This window comes from Bradyrhizobium sp. STM 3561, assembly GCF_045571455.1.
Lineage (GTDB): Bacteria > Pseudomonadota > Alphaproteobacteria > Rhizobiales > Xanthobacteraceae > Bradyrhizobium > Bradyrhizobium vignae.
Window position 1 is genome coordinate 2,005,027 of sequence record NZ_CP120695.1, and the last position, 15,302, is coordinate 2,020,328.

Annotated in this window: 16 protein-coding genes; 2 read left to right on the top strand and 14 right to left on the bottom strand. The window is 65.0% G+C overall.

What is annotated here, in order from left to right; genetic code table 11:
• The 14 genes from P6U28_RS09040 to P6U28_RS09105 form a co-directional block, all read right to left on the bottom strand.
• Positions 1 to 1,125 (bottom strand): glycosyltransferase, encoded by a 1,125-nt coding sequence (locus P6U28_RS09040; RefSeq protein ID WP_122403928.1) that lies wholly within the window; start codon positions 1,123 to 1,125, stop codon positions 1 to 3.
• Positions 1,122 to 2,210, bottom strand: a complete 1,089-nt coding sequence (locus P6U28_RS09045; RefSeq protein WP_407122079.1) for a glycosyltransferase — start codon at positions 2,208 to 2,210, stop codon at positions 1,122 to 1,124. Before P6U28_RS09045 ends, P6U28_RS09040 begins: the two co-directional genes overlap by 4 nt.
• The gene (locus P6U28_RS09050; protein ID WP_122403926.1) at positions 2,207 to 3,334 is read right to left on the bottom strand and encodes a glycosyltransferase; all 1,128 of its coding nucleotides are present in this window, start codon (positions 3,332 to 3,334) and stop codon (positions 2,207 to 2,209) included. Before P6U28_RS09050 ends, P6U28_RS09045 begins: the two co-directional genes overlap by 4 nt.
• On the bottom strand, positions 3,331 to 4,443 hold the full coding sequence (locus P6U28_RS09055; RefSeq protein WP_122403925.1) for a glycosyltransferase family 4 protein: 1,113 nt from the start codon (positions 4,441 to 4,443) through the stop codon (positions 3,331 to 3,333). Before P6U28_RS09055 ends, P6U28_RS09050 begins: the two co-directional genes overlap by 4 nt.
• Entirely contained in the window at positions 4,440 to 5,726 is a 1,287-nt protein-coding gene (locus P6U28_RS09060) for a TIGR04295 family B12-binding domain-containing radical SAM protein (protein ID WP_122403924.1), read from the bottom strand. The genes P6U28_RS09055 and P6U28_RS09060 overlap by 4 nt, the downstream gene beginning before the upstream one ends.
• Positions 5,723 to 6,784: an SDR family NAD(P)-dependent oxidoreductase gene (locus P6U28_RS09065; protein WP_122403923.1), complete on the bottom strand. Its 1,062-nt coding sequence runs from the start codon at positions 6,782 to 6,784 to the stop codon at positions 5,723 to 5,725. Before P6U28_RS09065 ends, P6U28_RS09060 begins: the two co-directional genes overlap by 4 nt.
• Complete coding sequence (locus P6U28_RS09070; RefSeq protein WP_122403922.1) at positions 6,784 to 7,896, bottom strand: NAD-dependent epimerase/dehydratase family protein; 1,113 nt, start codon at positions 7,894 to 7,896, stop codon at positions 6,784 to 6,786. The genes P6U28_RS09065 and P6U28_RS09070 overlap by 1 nt, the downstream gene beginning before the upstream one ends.
• Before the next feature lie 196 nt (positions 7,897 to 8,092).
• The gene (locus P6U28_RS09075; protein ID WP_122403921.1) at positions 8,093 to 9,298 is read right to left on the bottom strand and encodes a phosphopentomutase; all 1,206 of its coding nucleotides are present in this window, start codon (positions 9,296 to 9,298) and stop codon (positions 8,093 to 8,095) included.
• Positions 9,286 to 10,233, bottom strand: a complete 948-nt coding sequence (locus P6U28_RS09080; protein ID WP_122403920.1) for a glycosyl hydrolase — start codon at positions 10,231 to 10,233, stop codon at positions 9,286 to 9,288. The genes P6U28_RS09075 and P6U28_RS09080 overlap by 13 nt, the downstream gene beginning before the upstream one ends.
• Positions 10,230 to 10,997, bottom strand: coding sequence for a TIGR04290 family methyltransferase (locus tag P6U28_RS09085; protein WP_122403919.1), 768 nt, complete (start codon positions 10,995 to 10,997; stop codon positions 10,230 to 10,232). The genes P6U28_RS09080 and P6U28_RS09085 overlap by 4 nt, the downstream gene beginning before the upstream one ends.
• On the bottom strand, positions 10,994 to 11,794 hold the full coding sequence (locus P6U28_RS09090) for a nucleotidyltransferase family protein (protein ID WP_122403918.1): 801 nt from the start codon (positions 11,792 to 11,794) through the stop codon (positions 10,994 to 10,996). Before P6U28_RS09090 ends, P6U28_RS09085 begins: the two co-directional genes overlap by 4 nt.
• A gap of 2 nt (positions 11,795 to 11,796) precedes the next feature.
• The gene (locus P6U28_RS09095) at positions 11,797 to 12,900 is read right to left on the bottom strand and encodes a glycosyltransferase (RefSeq protein ID WP_122403917.1); all 1,104 of its coding nucleotides are present in this window, start codon (positions 12,898 to 12,900) and stop codon (positions 11,797 to 11,799) included.
• Entirely contained in the window at positions 12,897 to 13,493 is a 597-nt protein-coding gene (locus P6U28_RS09100; protein ID WP_122403916.1) for a histidine phosphatase family protein, read from the bottom strand. Before P6U28_RS09100 ends, P6U28_RS09095 begins: the two co-directional genes overlap by 4 nt.
• Positions 13,493 to 14,593 (bottom strand): inositol-3-phosphate synthase, encoded by a 1,101-nt coding sequence (locus P6U28_RS09105; protein ID WP_122403915.1) that lies wholly within the window; start codon positions 14,591 to 14,593, stop codon positions 13,493 to 13,495. The genes P6U28_RS09100 and P6U28_RS09105 overlap by 1 nt, the downstream gene beginning before the upstream one ends.
• A gap of 180 nt (positions 14,594 to 14,773) precedes the next feature.
• On the opposite strand from P6U28_RS09105, the gene P6U28_RS09110 reads away from it, so the two are divergent.
• Positions 14,774 to 14,905, top strand: a complete 132-nt coding sequence (locus tag P6U28_RS09110) for a hypothetical protein (protein WP_283809893.1) — start codon at positions 14,774 to 14,776, stop codon at positions 14,903 to 14,905.
• A gap of 12 nt (positions 14,906 to 14,917) precedes the next feature.
• Entirely contained in the window at positions 14,918 to 15,205 is a 288-nt protein-coding gene (locus P6U28_RS09115; RefSeq protein WP_122403914.1) for a hypothetical protein, read from the top strand.
• Positions 15,206 to 15,302 lie beyond the last annotated feature (97 nt).

The following is a 15,302-nucleotide window of genomic DNA, read 5'->3' on the forward strand; positions in this document are numbered from 1 at the left end:
TCAGAGTTCTGCGACCTGCATGGGGCGAGCGACGGGAAGGGGCGCCGTCTTGCGGCGGCGCCGCGCGGATGCCTCGGCGTAATAGGTCTCCAGCTGCCGGGCGCGATGATCGGGGGTGTGATCGGCGAGAACCCGCCGCCGCGCGTTGTGAGCGATGGTGCGCCGTTGCTCTTCCGGCATATCGCGCAGGATCTCGATCACCTCGCGCGGGCTGGACGCCAGCAGGATTTCGCGGGACGGCGCGAAGATCGTCTCGATCCCAGGCCATCGGTCCGAGATCACCGGCGTGCCGCAGGCGGCGGCCTCGAACAACCGGACGCTCGGTGAGAAGCCCAGCGCCCTCATGTCGGCGCGGGTGGCGTTCAGGGAAAAGCGTTGCGCGGCGTAGAACGTCGGATGCTGCTTTGGCGGGAGGTGCTCGATCCGAGCGACGTTGGCGGGCCAGGCGATATGTTCGGGATACTGCGCGCCGGCGACGACGAATTGTTCCGACGGCAGCGAGCGCGCCGGCGCAAGCAGCAACTCGTCGAGAACCGGCTGCCGGTCCTCGCTGTAGGTCCCGAGATAGCCCAGCGCCCATTTCGGCTGTGCCCGCTTCGGTGCGTAGATCTCCGCATCCGCGCTGCAATAGAGGACACGTGCGAGTGGACTGCCGTAGCTCTGCTCGATCATCCCGGGCACCGGTCCGCCGGTGAACGACAGATAAAGATCGAAGCGCGGGATCATTGCGGCGGAAAGATAATTGAGGCCGTGCTCGAGCCTCGCCAACGTGACCGGCGTGTCGATGTCGTAGAACGCCGTGATGCCCCTCGCATGGGTCGTCGTCCATTCGGCAATCGGAATGCCGTCAGGAACATAGGAGCCGATGATCACCAGATCGGCATCGCGGATCAGCTTGCCGAACCGGCGCGGAATTTCCTTCAAGGATTGGTACAGCTCGACGGCCCAGGCAGAGGGCTTGGTCACGTCGCGGTGATCTCGATACCAGGGTACGTCCCGCTCCAGAAACGTGACGCGGTGACCTCGTCGCGCCAGGGCTTCGATCAGGGCGCGGTACGTCGTGGCGTGACCGTTGCCCCAGGACGAAGTGACCGAAAGTCCGATGACGACGATGGAGAGGTTCATTCTGCTGCCTCGATTCGCGAGCTGCTGGCGACGAAGAGATCGTTGAATTGGCGGGCGCGCTGCCGGTAGGTGTGCTGGCTGAGGATGCGCGCGCGGGCGCGGCGGGCGATCGATCGGGCCTGCTCCGGATCCAGTGCGGCGAGGTGCTCCGCGACCTCGGCTCCGTCAGCGGCAACCAGCACCTCGCGGCCGGGTTCGAGAAAATGATCGATGCCGGCCCATTGATCGGTGATCAGGCAGGCGCCCGCGCCGATCGCTTCGAACACACGGGTTGGCGGAGAGAAACCGTAGCGCGCCATGCTGTCGCGATTGACGTTCAGCGTGGCGAGAGCGGAGCCGAAGAACGCGTTGTGATCGGCGGTGCCGACATGGCCGACTTTGCGCACATTGGCGGAGGCGTCCTTGTCGTCCCAGCCGGAGCCGCCGAGCACGAAGGACTTGCCGGGCAGGTGGCGTGCGACGTCCAGGAAGAAGTGATCGACACGCGTCTCGCGATCGGGCAGGCGGTTCGCCAGCAGGCTGAGATCGCAGGCGAAGCGCGCATTGGCGGGCGCCGGAAAATGCGTGGCCGGATCGAGTGCATTGTAGATCGGCACGCAGTGCCGCGCGCCCATCGATCGGTAGGCCGACACGACACCATCGCCGCCGCCATAGGTCAGCACCATGTCATAGCACGGGATCGCGCGACGCAGATGATGCTGTGGATCGCTTTCCATCGCTTCGAGCGTGGCGGGCGCGTCCACGTCCCAGTAGATCCGGATCAGCCGGGAATGCAACGCAGCAACGGCGTTCTCCAGCTCCAGATCAAACACGCCGACGCCGCTGGCCTTGATCAGCATGTCGGCCGATTGCACGGCTGCATCGAGCGAGCGGCGCCAGCCGTCCGGAGTCGCGGGAAAAATCACCACTCTGGCCCAATCCGGATCGTCGATGTCGCGATGCGCCTGGCGCCCGAAGGCGTCGGGTTCGTAGAAGGTAACCTCGTGGCCGAGCGCTGCGATCTCCTTCAGCATGCCGCGATAATAGGTGGCGGCGCCGTTCCAGTACGACGAGACGAGGCTGGATCCGAAGAACGAGATCTTCATGCGACGGCTCCGATGTGGCGGGAGCACGCCCGGCGGCTCGAATCTCGAATGTCGCTCACGATGTCGATGAGCTGCGCGGCGCGGTGGCGGCAGGTATGACGATCCTGAATGGCCTTCAGGCCGGTTTGCACCATGGCGGACGCCAACTGCGGATCGTCGATAACCGCGCGAAGCGCACGCTTCATCTGCGCGCCATCGGCAACGCTGAGATAGGCGCCCTCCGGAAACAGCCTTTCCGTATCCGACCAAGGCGCCGAGACCAGGGGAATGCCGCAGGCGAGCGCTTCGAACACGCGGATGGTCGGAATGCCCGGAAGCAGGGCTACGTAAGGCCCGCGCGGCACATGGATCGTTGCGCGCGCACCGGCGAAGGCAATGGGAGCCCAGTGTGCCGGCAGCCAGCCGCCATAACGGATACCTGCGCTCCTGATGGTGTGGAGCGCTTCGTCCGAATAGCGCACGCCGTGAACGCTCGCGCGGAGCTTCAGCTCCGCCACGGGCTCGACCAGGAATTCGGTCAGTTCGGCGCTGCGCTCGCCATCACCCCAATTGCCGATCCAGACCAGATCGTCTGTACGATCAACCTGTGGCAGCGGATGATACAGCGCGACATCGGCTGCCTCGTGCCAGGTGAAGACCCGGTCGGCCCAGCCGAGCTTCAGATAGATCTGCCGAAGCACCTCGCCGAAGGCGAGCACGCCGTCGAATCCGTCGAGGTCGAATTGCGCGAGCTCCTCAGGCGCGCTGACGGCGCGGTGATGGGTGTCGTGGAATAGCAGGGTGAAGGGCGCGCCCTGCGCCCGCCTGCGCCCGATCTGCGCGATCAGATCGGGCGAATTCCATTCATGCACGATGACGAGATCGGCGCCGTCCAGCGCCCGCTCGAGATCCAGACTGGCATCGTAGCGGCGGATCTCGATGCCGGGGAAAAGGGCGGGAATATCCTCCAGTGTATGACTGCCGCCTTCGCGGATGGCGTTCAGCCGGCTCCAGCCGTCGATGGGTTCGAATACGACGACCTCGTGCCCGAGCGCATGAAGCTCGCGCGCATAGCCACGCAGGAAATGCGCGTTGCCGTTGTTCCAGCAGGACGTGAACGCATGATAGAATAGGACGCATTTCATGCGCGCACCTCGATCTGGCTGGCCGCCGCGCTCGTCCGGCGCGATGCGAGCAGGTCCTCGTAGAGACCAAGATAGGCGCTCGTCGTCCGCGTCAGCGAATAGGTCAGGGATTGCTCATAGGCGGCGCGTTGCAGGCGCGTGCGCCCGAAATTGCCGGCACAAAGCTCTGAGAGCGTTCGGTGGAGCGCCTGGCTGTCGGCCGGATCGAAGAACAGGGCGGCACCGCTCCACAATTCCCGGAACGTCGGGATGTCCGAGAGGACCAGGGCGCAGCCTGCCGCGGCTGCCTCCAGCACCGAGAGGCCAAAGGGTTCATAGAGTGCGGGGCTGACGAAGATCGCCGCATGCTGCAATCGCGCGGCCATGGCCTCGTGCGGCAGCTCTCCGAGCCAGGTCACACCCGCAGCCAGGTCTGTATCGATGGGGCCGGCCACCTCGACCGGCCAATCGAGCTCGGGTGCGGCGGCGGCGAGAGCCTCGATGTTCTTGGCGCGGTCCCACAGCCGACCGGCCGCGAAGATCACGTCCTGCTTCCGTCCCGCGGGGTCGCGAGGCGCAATGCCGTTCCAGATCACCGCGCCGCGCGACCGGGGCTGGTAGATCGCCGTCATGTCGTCGTAGAAGGTCCCGCTCGGACACACCCAGGCCTCCGCCATGTCGAGCGCCGCGGCGACCCGCTCGGTGTAGCGACGCCATCGGGGCTCGTCGAGCCAGGCCGTATCGCGGCAGGCGACGGCCCAGGAATTCACACAGGAGTGCGCCACCAGCACGGTCGGGGCGTGCCAGGCAAAGGTCGCTTCGCGAAAGCTGTTCAGGTGCACGACATCGGGCATCAAGCTGGCTTCGAGGTTGGCGAGCACGCGCCTCGCCTCGGAAACATTTCGCCCGTCCGGGTCCTGCCATTCGAGCGCGAGATCCGTTTCGATCAGGTGCACCCGGGTGTCGCGCAGCATCCGGCGCTGATCGTTGCGAGCTTGCGGGCCCATCGTCACGAGCGTGACGTCGGCACCGGACGCAGCGAGGCTGGAGGCGAGGGCGCAGGAATAGGTCCAAACGCCGCCAACCGTGTCGGTCGTCATCATGATCCTGAGGTCCGCGCTAGGCCTCATGAGGTCACCTGACGTTCGAGAGTGTCGAGTGGGACCGGGCGGTCGTTCTGCACGTCGCTGAACTGGTCGAACATCGCCAGATAGTGCCGGTGCGCGCGCTCCCAGGCGAAATCGTCGGGCTCGCCCCAGAGCTTCCGATAGTCAGGCGAACCAGGATAGGGATAGAGCGGCACCGGATCGTTGGCCCAGACGCCGGCATCCTGCATCGTGCGGCGCCAGCGCTGCACGACGGGATCGTCGTCCTCGGGCACCTCGATCAGATTGGCCTGCACGAAGGGGACGTGGCGGCGGGCTTCGACCAGCCGATCGGCGAGCTGATCCGTGGTCATCTTGCAGTTCTTGGCGAGTGCTGCGCGCCCCTCGACGGTCAGGCTCTCGATGCCGGCTTCGATCGAGACGCAGCCGGCGCGGCCGAGCAGGGCGAGCATGTCGGGCTTCCACAGATCGATACGTGTCTGCACGCCGAACTTCAGCCCGCGGGTCGTCAACCCCTCCAGCAGCTCGCGATTGGGAAGGAAGATCTCGTCGATGAAATAGACGTACTCGATACCCTGGTCGCACAAACGGTCGATCTCGTCGAGAATGACCGCTGGCGGCCGCTTGCGGTAGGCGTTGCGGAAATTCTCCTTGGCGCAGAACGTGCAGTTGTAGGGGCAGCCGCGCGAGGCCTCGACCTCGGCGCCCGGTGCACTCGGCTCGGCTTCGAAGCGGTGATGATGGTGATGATGGCGCCGGATCATCTCGTCCGGCCAATCGAGTGCGGGCTGGTCGCTGAACGCGACGGCCTGTGGCCCGCCATTGACGCGCAAAGAAGCACCGTCTGCGAAGCACAGGCCGGGAAAGTCCCACTCGCCGTTGGCGAGACGCAGCAGGGACGCCTCGCACTCGCCCATCACGACGATGTCGGCGCCGAGCTTCTTCAAGGCCGTCCTCGGCGTGGTCGAGCCATGCGGGCCCACCGCAATCAGTGTCGGCGCATGGTCCCTCACCGCCAGTGCGAGCTGTTGCGGCACGCGAAGCTCCGGCGGCGCGCAGCGCCAGAACAGGTATGTCGGCGCAGTGGTGAAGACGATCTGGTCGGGACCGAAGGCGCGCAGCTCGGCCTCGATCTCGCCGAGCGAGAGATCGAACAGATGCGCATCGAGCAGCAGCGTCTTGTGGCCGGCCGTCTTCAAATAGTGCTCGGAGATGCCGAGCTCGAGCGGAAGATGGGGCGAGCGGCAGCCGAAATAGATGCTTCCCGCAAAATCCCAGTTGGGATTGATGAGAGCGATCCGCGTCATGCCAAAGCCTCGCGGTTTCCGGGTGATCCGAAGCGGCCGTCGAGCCAGGCGTGAAGCGAGCGCAGGCCGTCGGCGAGGGACATTTGCGGCGTCCAGCCGAGCGCGGTGGCCAGCGCCCTCGTGTCGGTCACGTACCAGGGTTGATCACCAGGTCGCCAATCCGCAAAGCGGTAGTTGATCTTGCGGCCGGTCAGCTCGGTGATGCGGTCGATCAGTTCGAGCAGGCTGACCGCATTGGCCGGACCACCGCCGAGATTGAAGACGCGGCCGCGGGCCAGCGCGATGTGGTCGAGGGCTGCGAGCCAGGCGCTCACCGCGTCCGACACGTGCAGCGCGTCGCGGACCTGCTTGCCATCGCCATAGATCGTCAGCGGATTGCCGCGGATGGCGCTGAGCAGGAAGTGTGCGATCCAGCCCTGGTCCTCGGTGCCGAATTGCCGCGGCCCGTAGATGCAGCTCATGCGCATCACCACGGTCTGCAGCCCGAACACCCGGGCATAGTCGTGGACATATTGATCGGCCGTGCCCTTGGAGCATCCATAGGGACTGTAGAAATCCAGCGGCGCATTCTCCGAGACGCCGCCGGTGAGCAGGTCGCTGACCGGCATGTAGCGGCGCTCCTGGAGCGCGATCTCGCTGTCCTCGATCAGGCGCCCATAGACCTTGTTGGTCGAGGCGAAGATTACCGGCGCGAACTTGTTGTGCAGGCGAACGGCCTCGAGCACGTTCAGCGTGCCGCGCGCGTTGATCTCGAAATCGGCGGCGGGATCGCTGACGCTGTCGGTGACGGCGACCTGAGCTGCCAGGTGCAACACGGCCCGCGCCTCGCGCACGGCGTCGATCACCGGAATTGGGTCGCGGATATCAGCCACCGTGATGGTGACGCGGTCGCCATGCCGGGATTTCAGCCATTGCGCGTTCTCGCGCACGCCGGCGCGGGCGAGATTGTCCAGCACCAGAACGCGATCACCCCGCTCGGCGAGGCGGTCGGCGAGATTGCAGCCGATGAAGCCGCAGCCGCCGGTGACCAGGACGTGTCCGTTCGCTTGCTCGCTCATTACGCAACCAATCCCCGTTGCAGCAGCTCGCGGGTCGCCCGCTCGGCCTGATCGTCCGCGATCTGGTCGGCGAGGTACCCGGCGAGCTCTTCAAGGCCGTCCTTGAACGCGACATGCGGCTCGAAGCCGAGCAGGTCGCGTGACTTGCCGATATCGGCAAAGCAGTGCCTGATGTCGCCGGCCCGGTATTTTCGCGTGATCTCGGGCGCGATCTCGCGCCGTCCCATCACCTGGGCCAGATCCTCGGCGACCGACAGAATGCTGCGGCTCTGACCCGAGCCGACGTTGAAGACGTCCTGACTGTGCTCGGCTTCGAGAGCCATGCGGCAGACGCGGGCAACGTCGCGCACATGGACGAAGTCGCGCCGCTGCAGGCCGTCCTCGAAAACGAGCGGCGGACGGCCGTTGAGCAGCCGTGCAGCGAAGATGGCCAGCACGCCGGTGTAGGGATTGGACAAGGCCTGTCGCGGACCGAACACGTTGAAGAAGCGCAAGGCGACGGTCGAAATGCCGTAGGCCTTGCCCGTGATCAGGCACATGCGCTCCTGCGCATACTTGTTCAGCGCGTAGATCGAGCTCAGCGACGGCTGCTTCGTTTCAGGGGTGGGCACGGGATCGAGCGGATGACCAGCGGTGTCCCGCAATTCCCATTCGCCTTTGCGAAGCTGCTCGATCGGTCGTTCGTCGCACGCGACGATGCTCCCGCCGCCGTCGCGATAGAGGCCCTCGCCATAGATGCTCATCGAGGATGCCACGACCAGGCGCGCGACGGGGCGCTTGGCCAGCGCCTGCAGCAACACCGCAGTGCCGAGTTCGTTCGTCCTGACATAAGGCTCGATGTCGTACATGCTCTGGCCGACGCCGACGGCGGAGGCGAGATGCAGCACCATGTCGGCGTCGCGCAAGGCCTGTTCGACGGCGACGGCGTCGGTGACGTCGCCGACGACGAGCTCCGCATCGTCCGCGAGATAGGCGGGCCGCAGACGGTTGCCGCCGTGGACCTGCGGAGAGAGATTGTCGAGAAGGCGGACCTCGTAACCGGCCGCAAGCAGCACGTCGGCCGTGTGTGAGCCGATGAATCCCGCGCCTCCAGTAATCAATACTCGCGTCATTCACCGCTCCGTGCCGCATGGGACCGATCCGTTCGGGATCAGTCGATGATGAGAGTTGAAGCGCGCTTTGCTTGGTCGGGCGACCCGCGCGCCAGTCACGTCTGGGAGTTAGAAGCGATGCAAGGAATGTTCGTTCCTGCGAGACCTACAAACGAAAATTTCTCTAACCTGGATCAATAACCCAAGTGAATGGCGGCTAGAAATGCGCGCCATGAAGCGGCGCGGGCAGATCGAGATGTCTCGCGACGGTCGCACCGATATCGGCGAACCCCGCGCGTCGGCCAATCGGAGACATTGATTGCGCGGTCTGTGCCAGGATCGGGACCTGCTCGCGCGTGTGATCGGTTCCGCTCCAGGTCGGATCGCAGCCATGATCGGCGGTGATGATCAGCAGATCGTCGCTTCGCAGCCGGTTCAGCAGTTCGGGAAGGCGGACGTCAAAGGCTTCGAGCGCCGCTGCGTAGCCGGCCACGTCGCGCCGGTGGCCGTAGAGCGTGTCGAAATCGATGAAGTTCGCGAACAGCAGCCCGCCTTCTGCAAGGCTCGCCAGCCCATCCAGCGTGGCATCGAAGAGTGCCGCATTGCCGTCGCCGCGCAGGTTTCGCCCGGTGCCGCGATGGGCGAAGATGTCGTCGATCTTGCCGATCGTCACGATATCGCGGCCGGAGAGTTGCGCAAGGTCGAGAATGGTTCGTTCGGGCGGCGGAACGGAGAAATCTCGCCGGTGCGAGGTGCGCTTGAAGTCATGCGCGTTCGATCCGACGAACGGACGCGCGATGACGCGGCCGATGTTCAGGGGATCGACCAGCCGCCTCGCAATCGTGCAGACCTCGTAGAGCCGCTCGAGCCCGAACGTCTCTTCGTGCGCCGCGATCTGGAACACGCTGTCGGCGGAGGTGTAGCAGATCGGTTCGCCGCTGCGCATGTGGCGCTCGCCGAATTCGGAGATGATGTCGGTGCCGGAGGCGTGGCAGTTCCCGAGGATGCCGGGCAGTCCGGCCAGTTCGCACAGCTTCTCCACGAGATCGCGCGGGAAGCAGGGTTGGATCTTTGGAAAATAGCCCCAGTCGAACGCGACAGGCACGCCGGCGATCTCCCAATGGCCGGACGGCGTGTCCTTGCCCCAGGATATCTCGCTCGCGCATCCATAGCGCGCAAGTTGAACCCGGCCGTCGAGCCCGGGCGGGACGCGGCCGGTGGCCAGATGGCAGGCCTCACCCAGTCCCAGTGCCACCAGATTGGGAACGCGCAGTCTGCCCTCCCGCTGCGGGCTGTCGGCATGGCCGGCCATGCACGCGTCCGCGACGTGGCCGACCGTATTGGCGCCTTCGTCACCGTAATTGACGGCATCGGGCGCCGCGCCGATACCGACCGAATCCATCACGAGGATCAGGGCACGCATGTCGGCTCCCTGAGCGGCGGCGTCGTCAGCGACGAAGCGACGCCGGTTTTCGTGCAATAGCGCTCGACCATCTGCGCACAGAAATCGGCGAACTCGTTGACGTCGAGCGGCGGGCTGGTGTGATGAGGTTCGAGACCGCGGTGTTCCGGTGTGAAGCAGAAGGTCACGGTGACATCGAACTCGGCCAGCGCGTCCATCTGGCGGTCGAACCAGTCGAGCGCGTTGGGACGGAAGCTGTCGGCCCATGACAGGCCGGTCCGTAAGTGCCTCACGCCGAAGCGGCGCATCCAGCGCACGGCGTCATCAAGTCGATGGTCCTCGAAGTGAAACCACTGGCACAGACCCATGTCTGGCGCATATTGGCCAAACAGCTCCGCTGCGGCTTTCGGCGTTCCATCCTCGCGCAGCAGGCCCATGTGGAAGTGCCGGTAATAGGAGGAACCCTCCGCCTCCTTGTGCCGGGTGGTCGCCTCCCAGGTCGAAGGGAGATCGTAGAGGCTGTACCAGTGGATACGCGGCGCGCGGCCGATCAAGAGCTCGGCTGTGCGCGACAGGCCCCAGGCCTGTACCTCCTCGGCGCCGAACGAGGAGACGCCGACTTCGGTCACCCAGACCGGGAGCGAGATGACAGCCTTGATCTCCTCGATCTTGGCCGGCCATTCCCCGATCTGCCACAAATTCCAGTCGAGCGGAAAGCCGTGCACGGCGACGGCGTCGACGTGATCGATCACGCCGCGCGCCTGCATGTTGCGCATGAAGGACGGGTCGATCGGCGAGATGCCGCCGAGCACGCGCGGCAAGGTCGGGTGCGCACTGCGGATCGCCTTGCCGGCCGCCAGCGCCAGGTTTGCGAACATCGCCCAGGCCGGGTCGATCAGGAGGTCCCAATGCGACTTGTTGTTGGGCTCGTTCCAGATCTTGGCGGCCTCGATCATCGGTCCGTCTCCCGCGACGGATAGACCGGGCCATCGGCCTGCGGCCGCGTCGTGCGCCTGCACAGATACACCTCATCCTCCGGATGGGCCGCGATGGCAAAGCCCGCGCTGCGCAGCATGGCTTCGACGCAGGCGCGATTGGGCACCCACCAATTGGTGGGGTCGTCGGCATATTTATGCTCGACGAAGTGCAGCTTGGGGTAGCCGGACGAATCGAACTGCTCGGTGGTCCAGAAGTCGTAGTTCTTCTCGATCGCGTCGACGCGGCTGTCGCCGCGCTGCATCGACTGGAACAGCAGGAGGTCGCCGGCGACGTGCTCATGGATCAGGTCCAGCGCGAGCAGCGGGTGCCGCAGATGGTAGAGCACGCCCATGAAGATGACGAGGTCGAACCTTTCACGCAGCTGGCCGACATCATAGGCCGACATCTTGCGGAACTCGATCCTGAGTCCGTTCACTTCGGCCGCGAAGCGGGCTTGCGCAAGGTATTCCTCGTCGGTGTCGAGGCCGAGCACGCGTTCGGCGCCGCGCCGCTTCATCTCCATGGCGTAAAAGCCGGCGTTGCAGCCGATGTCGAGCACGGTCTTGCCTTCGAGCCGATCGGGGATGATTCCGGAGAAGCGCTGCCACTTCACATTGGGATAGTCGCCCAGAAAGTGCGACGGCGCGGTCGGCACGCCCTTGAGGTCGAGATTGTGAAACCATGGCCCGAGCGCGTCGATGCGCTGGCGGATCTCCTCACGGGAGAGGGCACCTCTGGTCATGCATTCGCTCCGTTGTTCGCTGCGAGCGGGCGGGCGCCGTCCGACGACGCGCGGGCCCGCAGCCTCGATCGGCCCTCGGAGGTCTCGGCGAGCAGCGCCATCGCCGTGCGATAGCCGTCGATGGTTCCGACATCGACGTAGGATTCGCCGGCCTTGACGCCGATGCCGCGGCCACCGGACGAAAGATAAGCATTGACCAGCGTCCCGAAATATTCGTCGCGGCGTTCGCGCGCGTGCCACAGCGACCGGAGCTCGCGGAAGCCGCGCGCCGACATCTTGAAGGCGCCCCAGATCCAGCGCGAGGTTGCGTGCGGCTGCTTGACCTGGATCTCCGTCACCTGCTCGCCGTCCAGCACCACCGCATCGAAGAATTCGGGGTGCTCGACCGGGAACAGCAGGAACGAGAGGTCTGCATCCGGCAGGGAATGCAAGGCCGCCTTGGGAAACCACACGGTATCGGGCAGTCCGACGAAGACATCCTCGTGTTGCCCGACGACGGTGCTTGCCCTGAACACGGCGTCGCACAGGCCGGCTGCCTCCGGCTGCACGACATAGGCGAGCTCGGCGCTGCCGTAATGGTCACCGAAATATTCGAGGATGTCGGATTTGCCCGGCGAGATCACGAAGCAGATCTTGTCGGCACCGCCCAGGATCAACCGCTCCAGGAGATATTCGGAGACGGCGCAGGGGCGGTCCGTACCGTCGTCACGCCGGCTGCCGACTGGCAGCAATTCCTTCGAGAAGGCGAGCGGCTGAATGCGGCTGCCGCGGCCCGCGGCCGGAACGATGCCCCACATGATCAGGCCTCCTCGGGTTGTTGCCGGCTCACGCGGTTCGACGTTATCTGCTCGAGCATCGAGATCAGTTCACGCGCGCGCTTGTCGGACGTGTGCTGGTCCATGGTGCGTTCATAGGCGCGCCGGGCCATGCGGCGGAGTTCGGCATCCGTCATCGCAAGTGCGGCGAGCGCGTCATGCTCGTCGCGTGCGATCAGGATCTCCTCTCCGGGCGCGAAGAAATCCGCTATTCCCGGCCAATCGTCGCTGAGCAGCGGCGCGCCGCAGGCCGCGGCCTCGAACAACCGGCCGGACGGACACCAGCCCATCTCCGCCATGGCCCGGCGCGTGACATTGAGGGTCAGCCGCGACGAGGCGAAGAACGGTGCGTGCTCAGGCGGCGGCAGGTGCCGCACGAAATAGATGTTGGGCGACCATGGGAAATCGTCCGGATACTGCGCTCCGCCAATCAGGAAGCGGAGATCCCTGCGCGCCCGCGCGGGCGCGACGAAAAGCGTCTCGAGCGTGCGCTGACGATCTTCGGAATAGGTGCCGAGATAGGACAAATCGGCGCGATAATGCGGCTGGGGCGCGACCGGCCGGTGGATGTCGGTGTCGACGTGACCATAGAGCGGCCGGGTGTCGCGGGCACCCAGCCTGTCTCGGAATTCATCCGCGACGCGAGGTCCGCCGGTAAAACTGAGCACCAGCTCGAAATCCCGCAGGCCGCGCGGGCCGACATAAGGAACGGCTTCGCCGGCCAGGAGCCTTGCCAGCGTGACCGGAGTATCGAGGTCGTAGAACACGGGAATAGCGTGACCTTCGGAGAAGATCAGGTCGGTCGCCGCAACCGCATCGGGACAATAGGAGGTCACAATCGCGACGTCGGCGTCACGGACGTCGGCGCTTGCAGCCTGCCGCACATCGTCCCAGTTCGAGAACAGCCGGAGCTCGCCGCCGGGCAGTTCGTAGAGATCCCTGGCACCGGCATAGTAGGGAACGTCGCGCTCGAAGAAGACCACGCTGTATCCCGACCGTGCCAGGTGCTTGCAGAGGCCGCGCCACAGGGTGGCGTGTCCGTTGCCCCAGGAGGAGGAGATTGTCAGGCCGAAGATGACGATCTTCACGCCGGCACCCGCTGGTTGATCCCGGTGATCTTCATGCCGCGGTTGTCGGCGCGGAGCGTGCTGGTGCTGGCTGGATCGATCTCGATCGAGAGAAACTCGTCGAGCGGCGTCCGCGAATAGTGCAGGAGCGCGGCACGGATCGGCTCGGCATGACTGACTGCGACGACGATGTCGAGATTGCGATCGCTGCGCAGTTGCTCCAGATGAGCAACGATGCGACTTTGAAGCGACCGCATGCTCTCGCCGCCCGGCGGTCGGCTCGTGCCGCGTCGCCCATTCCAGCGCGACCATCGTGAATCCGGCGCCAGGTCGTCGAATGATCGTCCGGTCCATTCGCCATAGTCGATCTCGTCGAGGGCCGGGGCTATCTCGACCGGCAGTCTGAAATGCGCGGCGAGGATGCAGGCCGACTGCATGCACCGTCGCTGCGGGCTGGATTGAATGAGCGTCGGTCGAGGCGAAAGGGTTCCGGCACAGCGCGCCATGTCCTCGCAGCCGAGATCGTCGAGTTCGACGCCTCTCATTCGCCCGCACAGAACGCGGCCCAGCAGGGCGTGATGACCGTGCCGAACGAGATGGATGATCTTGGCCATCACGCATACGCCTTGTCGTCGATGAAGGCGCGTGTCCGCCGTCCGGCCTCCTCGTCGGTGAACTGTTGCGGCGGCGACTTCATGAAATAGCTGGAAGGACCGGTCAGCGCTCCAGCCTGGCCGCGGTCCATGGCGAGCTTGGCGCATCGCACTGCGTCGATCACGACGCCCGCCGAGTTCGGAGAATCCCAGACCTCGAGCTTGACCTCGGCGCTCAGGGGAACGCCGCCGAACGTCGTTCCCTCCAGGCGGATGAAGGCGAGCTTGCGGTCGGTCAGCCACGGCACGTGGTCGCTCGGCCCGACATGGATGTTATCAGGGTCCATCGGGACGTCGAACTGGCTGGTCACGGCCTGGGTCTTGGAGATCTTCTTCGAGGTCAGCCGCTCCCGTTCCAGCATGTTCTTGAAATCGGTATTGCCGCCGACGTTGAGCTGATAGGTGCGGTCGAGCCGCACGCCGCGGTCACGGAAGAGATTGGCGAGCACGCGATGCAAGATGGTGGCGCCGACCTGGCTCTTGATGTCGTCCCCGACGACCGGCAGGCCGGCCTCCTCGAAGCGGCGCCGCCACTCCGGATTGGAGGCGATGAAGACGGGAATGCAATTGACGTAGCCGCAGCCCGCTTCGATGGCACGCGCCGCATACCATTCGCTGGCGCGTTGCGAGCCGACCGGTAGATAGGACACCAGGACGTCGGTGCGGGACATCGCCAGGATTTCGGACACGTCAGCCTCCGGCACGTCCGCAATCGGAACGTCGTCCGTCAGGTAGTGCCCGATGCCGTCCATGACCGGTCCGCGCTGCACGATCACGCCGGTCGGTGCGACATCGGAGAAGCGGTGCGTGTTGTTGGGTGGCGCGAAAATCGCGTCGGCGACATCGCGGCCGACCTTGCCGGCGTTGACGTCGAACGCCGCCGCGATCTGGATGTCGCTGATATGGTAACCGCCGAGCTCGGCATTCATCAGTCCCGGGACCGGCTCGTTCGATTTGGCGTTCCGGTAGTAGGAGAGGCCCTGGACGAAGGAGCTCGCGCAATTGCCGACGCCGACGAGTCCGACGCGCACGCGGCGCCTGTCTTGAAGACGAGAATGCATGGAATGGAGCCTCCGGGAAACAGACGGCGTCGGTAAGTACGTCGGCGAACGTGCGGAAGGTATGTTCGTTCCTGGCAGGAAGATCCGAGCGTCGCGTCGCGCGCGATTCGGGTAGATAAAATGCGGCGGGCTTAACATGGGATAGGATCCCCGGCCGCCCGTAGGGAACGAAGAACTTTCATGATGAAGATGAAGAAGATGATGCTTGCGTCGCAGGACTGCTTAGCATCCGAGCGAAAGAACAAATTGCTTCGGTCCGCGTTTGTCGGCCAATGGTTCGATGCGATGCCGGGCTCATCGCCCGGCCAGTAAGCGAGGTATGACATGACTTCAAAGGCGCAGAATATTGAAGCCCAGCAGACCACCGATCACAATGTCATTCGGAAATGGGCCGAGGAGCGCGGAGGGAAACCCGCAACCGTGAAGGCGACGGAAGAAGATGGCCACGCCGGAATCCTGCGCATCGATTTCGATCCGCCGGACGAAGGGCTGGACCGCATCAGCTGGGACGAGTTCTTTGAAAAATTCGATGAAGCCGGCATTGCGTTCCTGCACCAGGACCGAACCAAGGACGGCAAGCTCAGCCGATTCCACAAATTCGTTCGACACTAGCGACTGCGCGAAATGGCGGGCGGTTGGGCTGAGGCGATCAGGGCGGGCGATTTTGCGCGCGCCTGGGCGATCAACGATCGTGATCTGCTGGAAACGG

Excerpts from the sequence above, each read along its gene's own strand:
- P6U28_RS09040 (WP_122403928.1), bottom strand. The coding sequence starts at position 1,125 with ATGAACCTCTCCATCGTCGTCATCGGACTTTCGGTCACTTCGTCCTGG.
- P6U28_RS09090 (WP_122403918.1), bottom strand. The coding sequence starts at position 11,794 with ATGTGGGGCATCGTTCCGGCCGCGGGCCGCGGCAGCCGCATTCAGCCG.
- P6U28_RS09045 (WP_407122079.1), bottom strand. The coding sequence starts at position 2,210 with ATGAAGATCTCGTTCTTCGGATCCAGCCTCGTCTCGTCGTACTGGAAC.
- P6U28_RS09085 (WP_122403919.1), bottom strand. The coding sequence starts at position 10,997 with ATGACCAGAGGTGCCCTCTCCCGTGAGGAGATCCGCCAGCGCATCGAC.
- P6U28_RS09070 (WP_122403922.1), bottom strand. The coding sequence starts at position 7,896 with ATGACGCGAGTATTGATTACTGGAGGCGCGGGATTCATCGGCTCACAC.
- P6U28_RS09080 (WP_122403920.1), bottom strand. The coding sequence starts at position 10,233 with ATGATCGAGGCCGCCAAGATCTGGAACGAGCCCAACAACAAGTCGCAT.
- P6U28_RS09050 (WP_122403926.1), bottom strand. The coding sequence starts at position 3,334 with ATGAAATGCGTCCTATTCTATCATGCGTTCACGTCCTGCTGGAACAAC.
- P6U28_RS09055 (WP_122403925.1), bottom strand. The coding sequence starts at position 4,443 with ATGAGGCCTAGCGCGGACCTCAGGATCATGATGACGACCGACACGGTT.
- P6U28_RS09105 (WP_122403915.1), bottom strand. The coding sequence starts at position 14,593 with ATGCATTCTCGTCTTCAAGACAGGCGCCGCGTGCGCGTCGGACTCGTC.
- P6U28_RS09115 (WP_122403914.1), top strand. The coding sequence starts at position 14,918 with ATGACTTCAAAGGCGCAGAATATTGAAGCCCAGCAGACCACCGATCAC.
- P6U28_RS09060 (WP_122403924.1), bottom strand. The coding sequence starts at position 5,726 with ATGACGCGGATCGCTCTCATCAATCCCAACTGGGATTTTGCGGGAAGC.
- P6U28_RS09100 (WP_122403916.1), bottom strand. The coding sequence starts at position 13,493 with ATGGCCAAGATCATCCATCTCGTTCGGCACGGTCATCACGCCCTGCTG.
- P6U28_RS09110 (WP_283809893.1), top strand. The coding sequence starts at position 14,774 with ATGATGAAGATGAAGAAGATGATGCTTGCGTCGCAGGACTGCTTAGCA.
- P6U28_RS09065 (WP_122403923.1), bottom strand. The coding sequence starts at position 6,784 with ATGAGCGAGCAAGCGAACGGACACGTCCTGGTCACCGGCGGCTGCGGC.
- P6U28_RS09075 (WP_122403921.1), bottom strand. The coding sequence starts at position 9,298 with ATGCGTGCCCTGATCCTCGTGATGGATTCGGTCGGTATCGGCGCGGCG.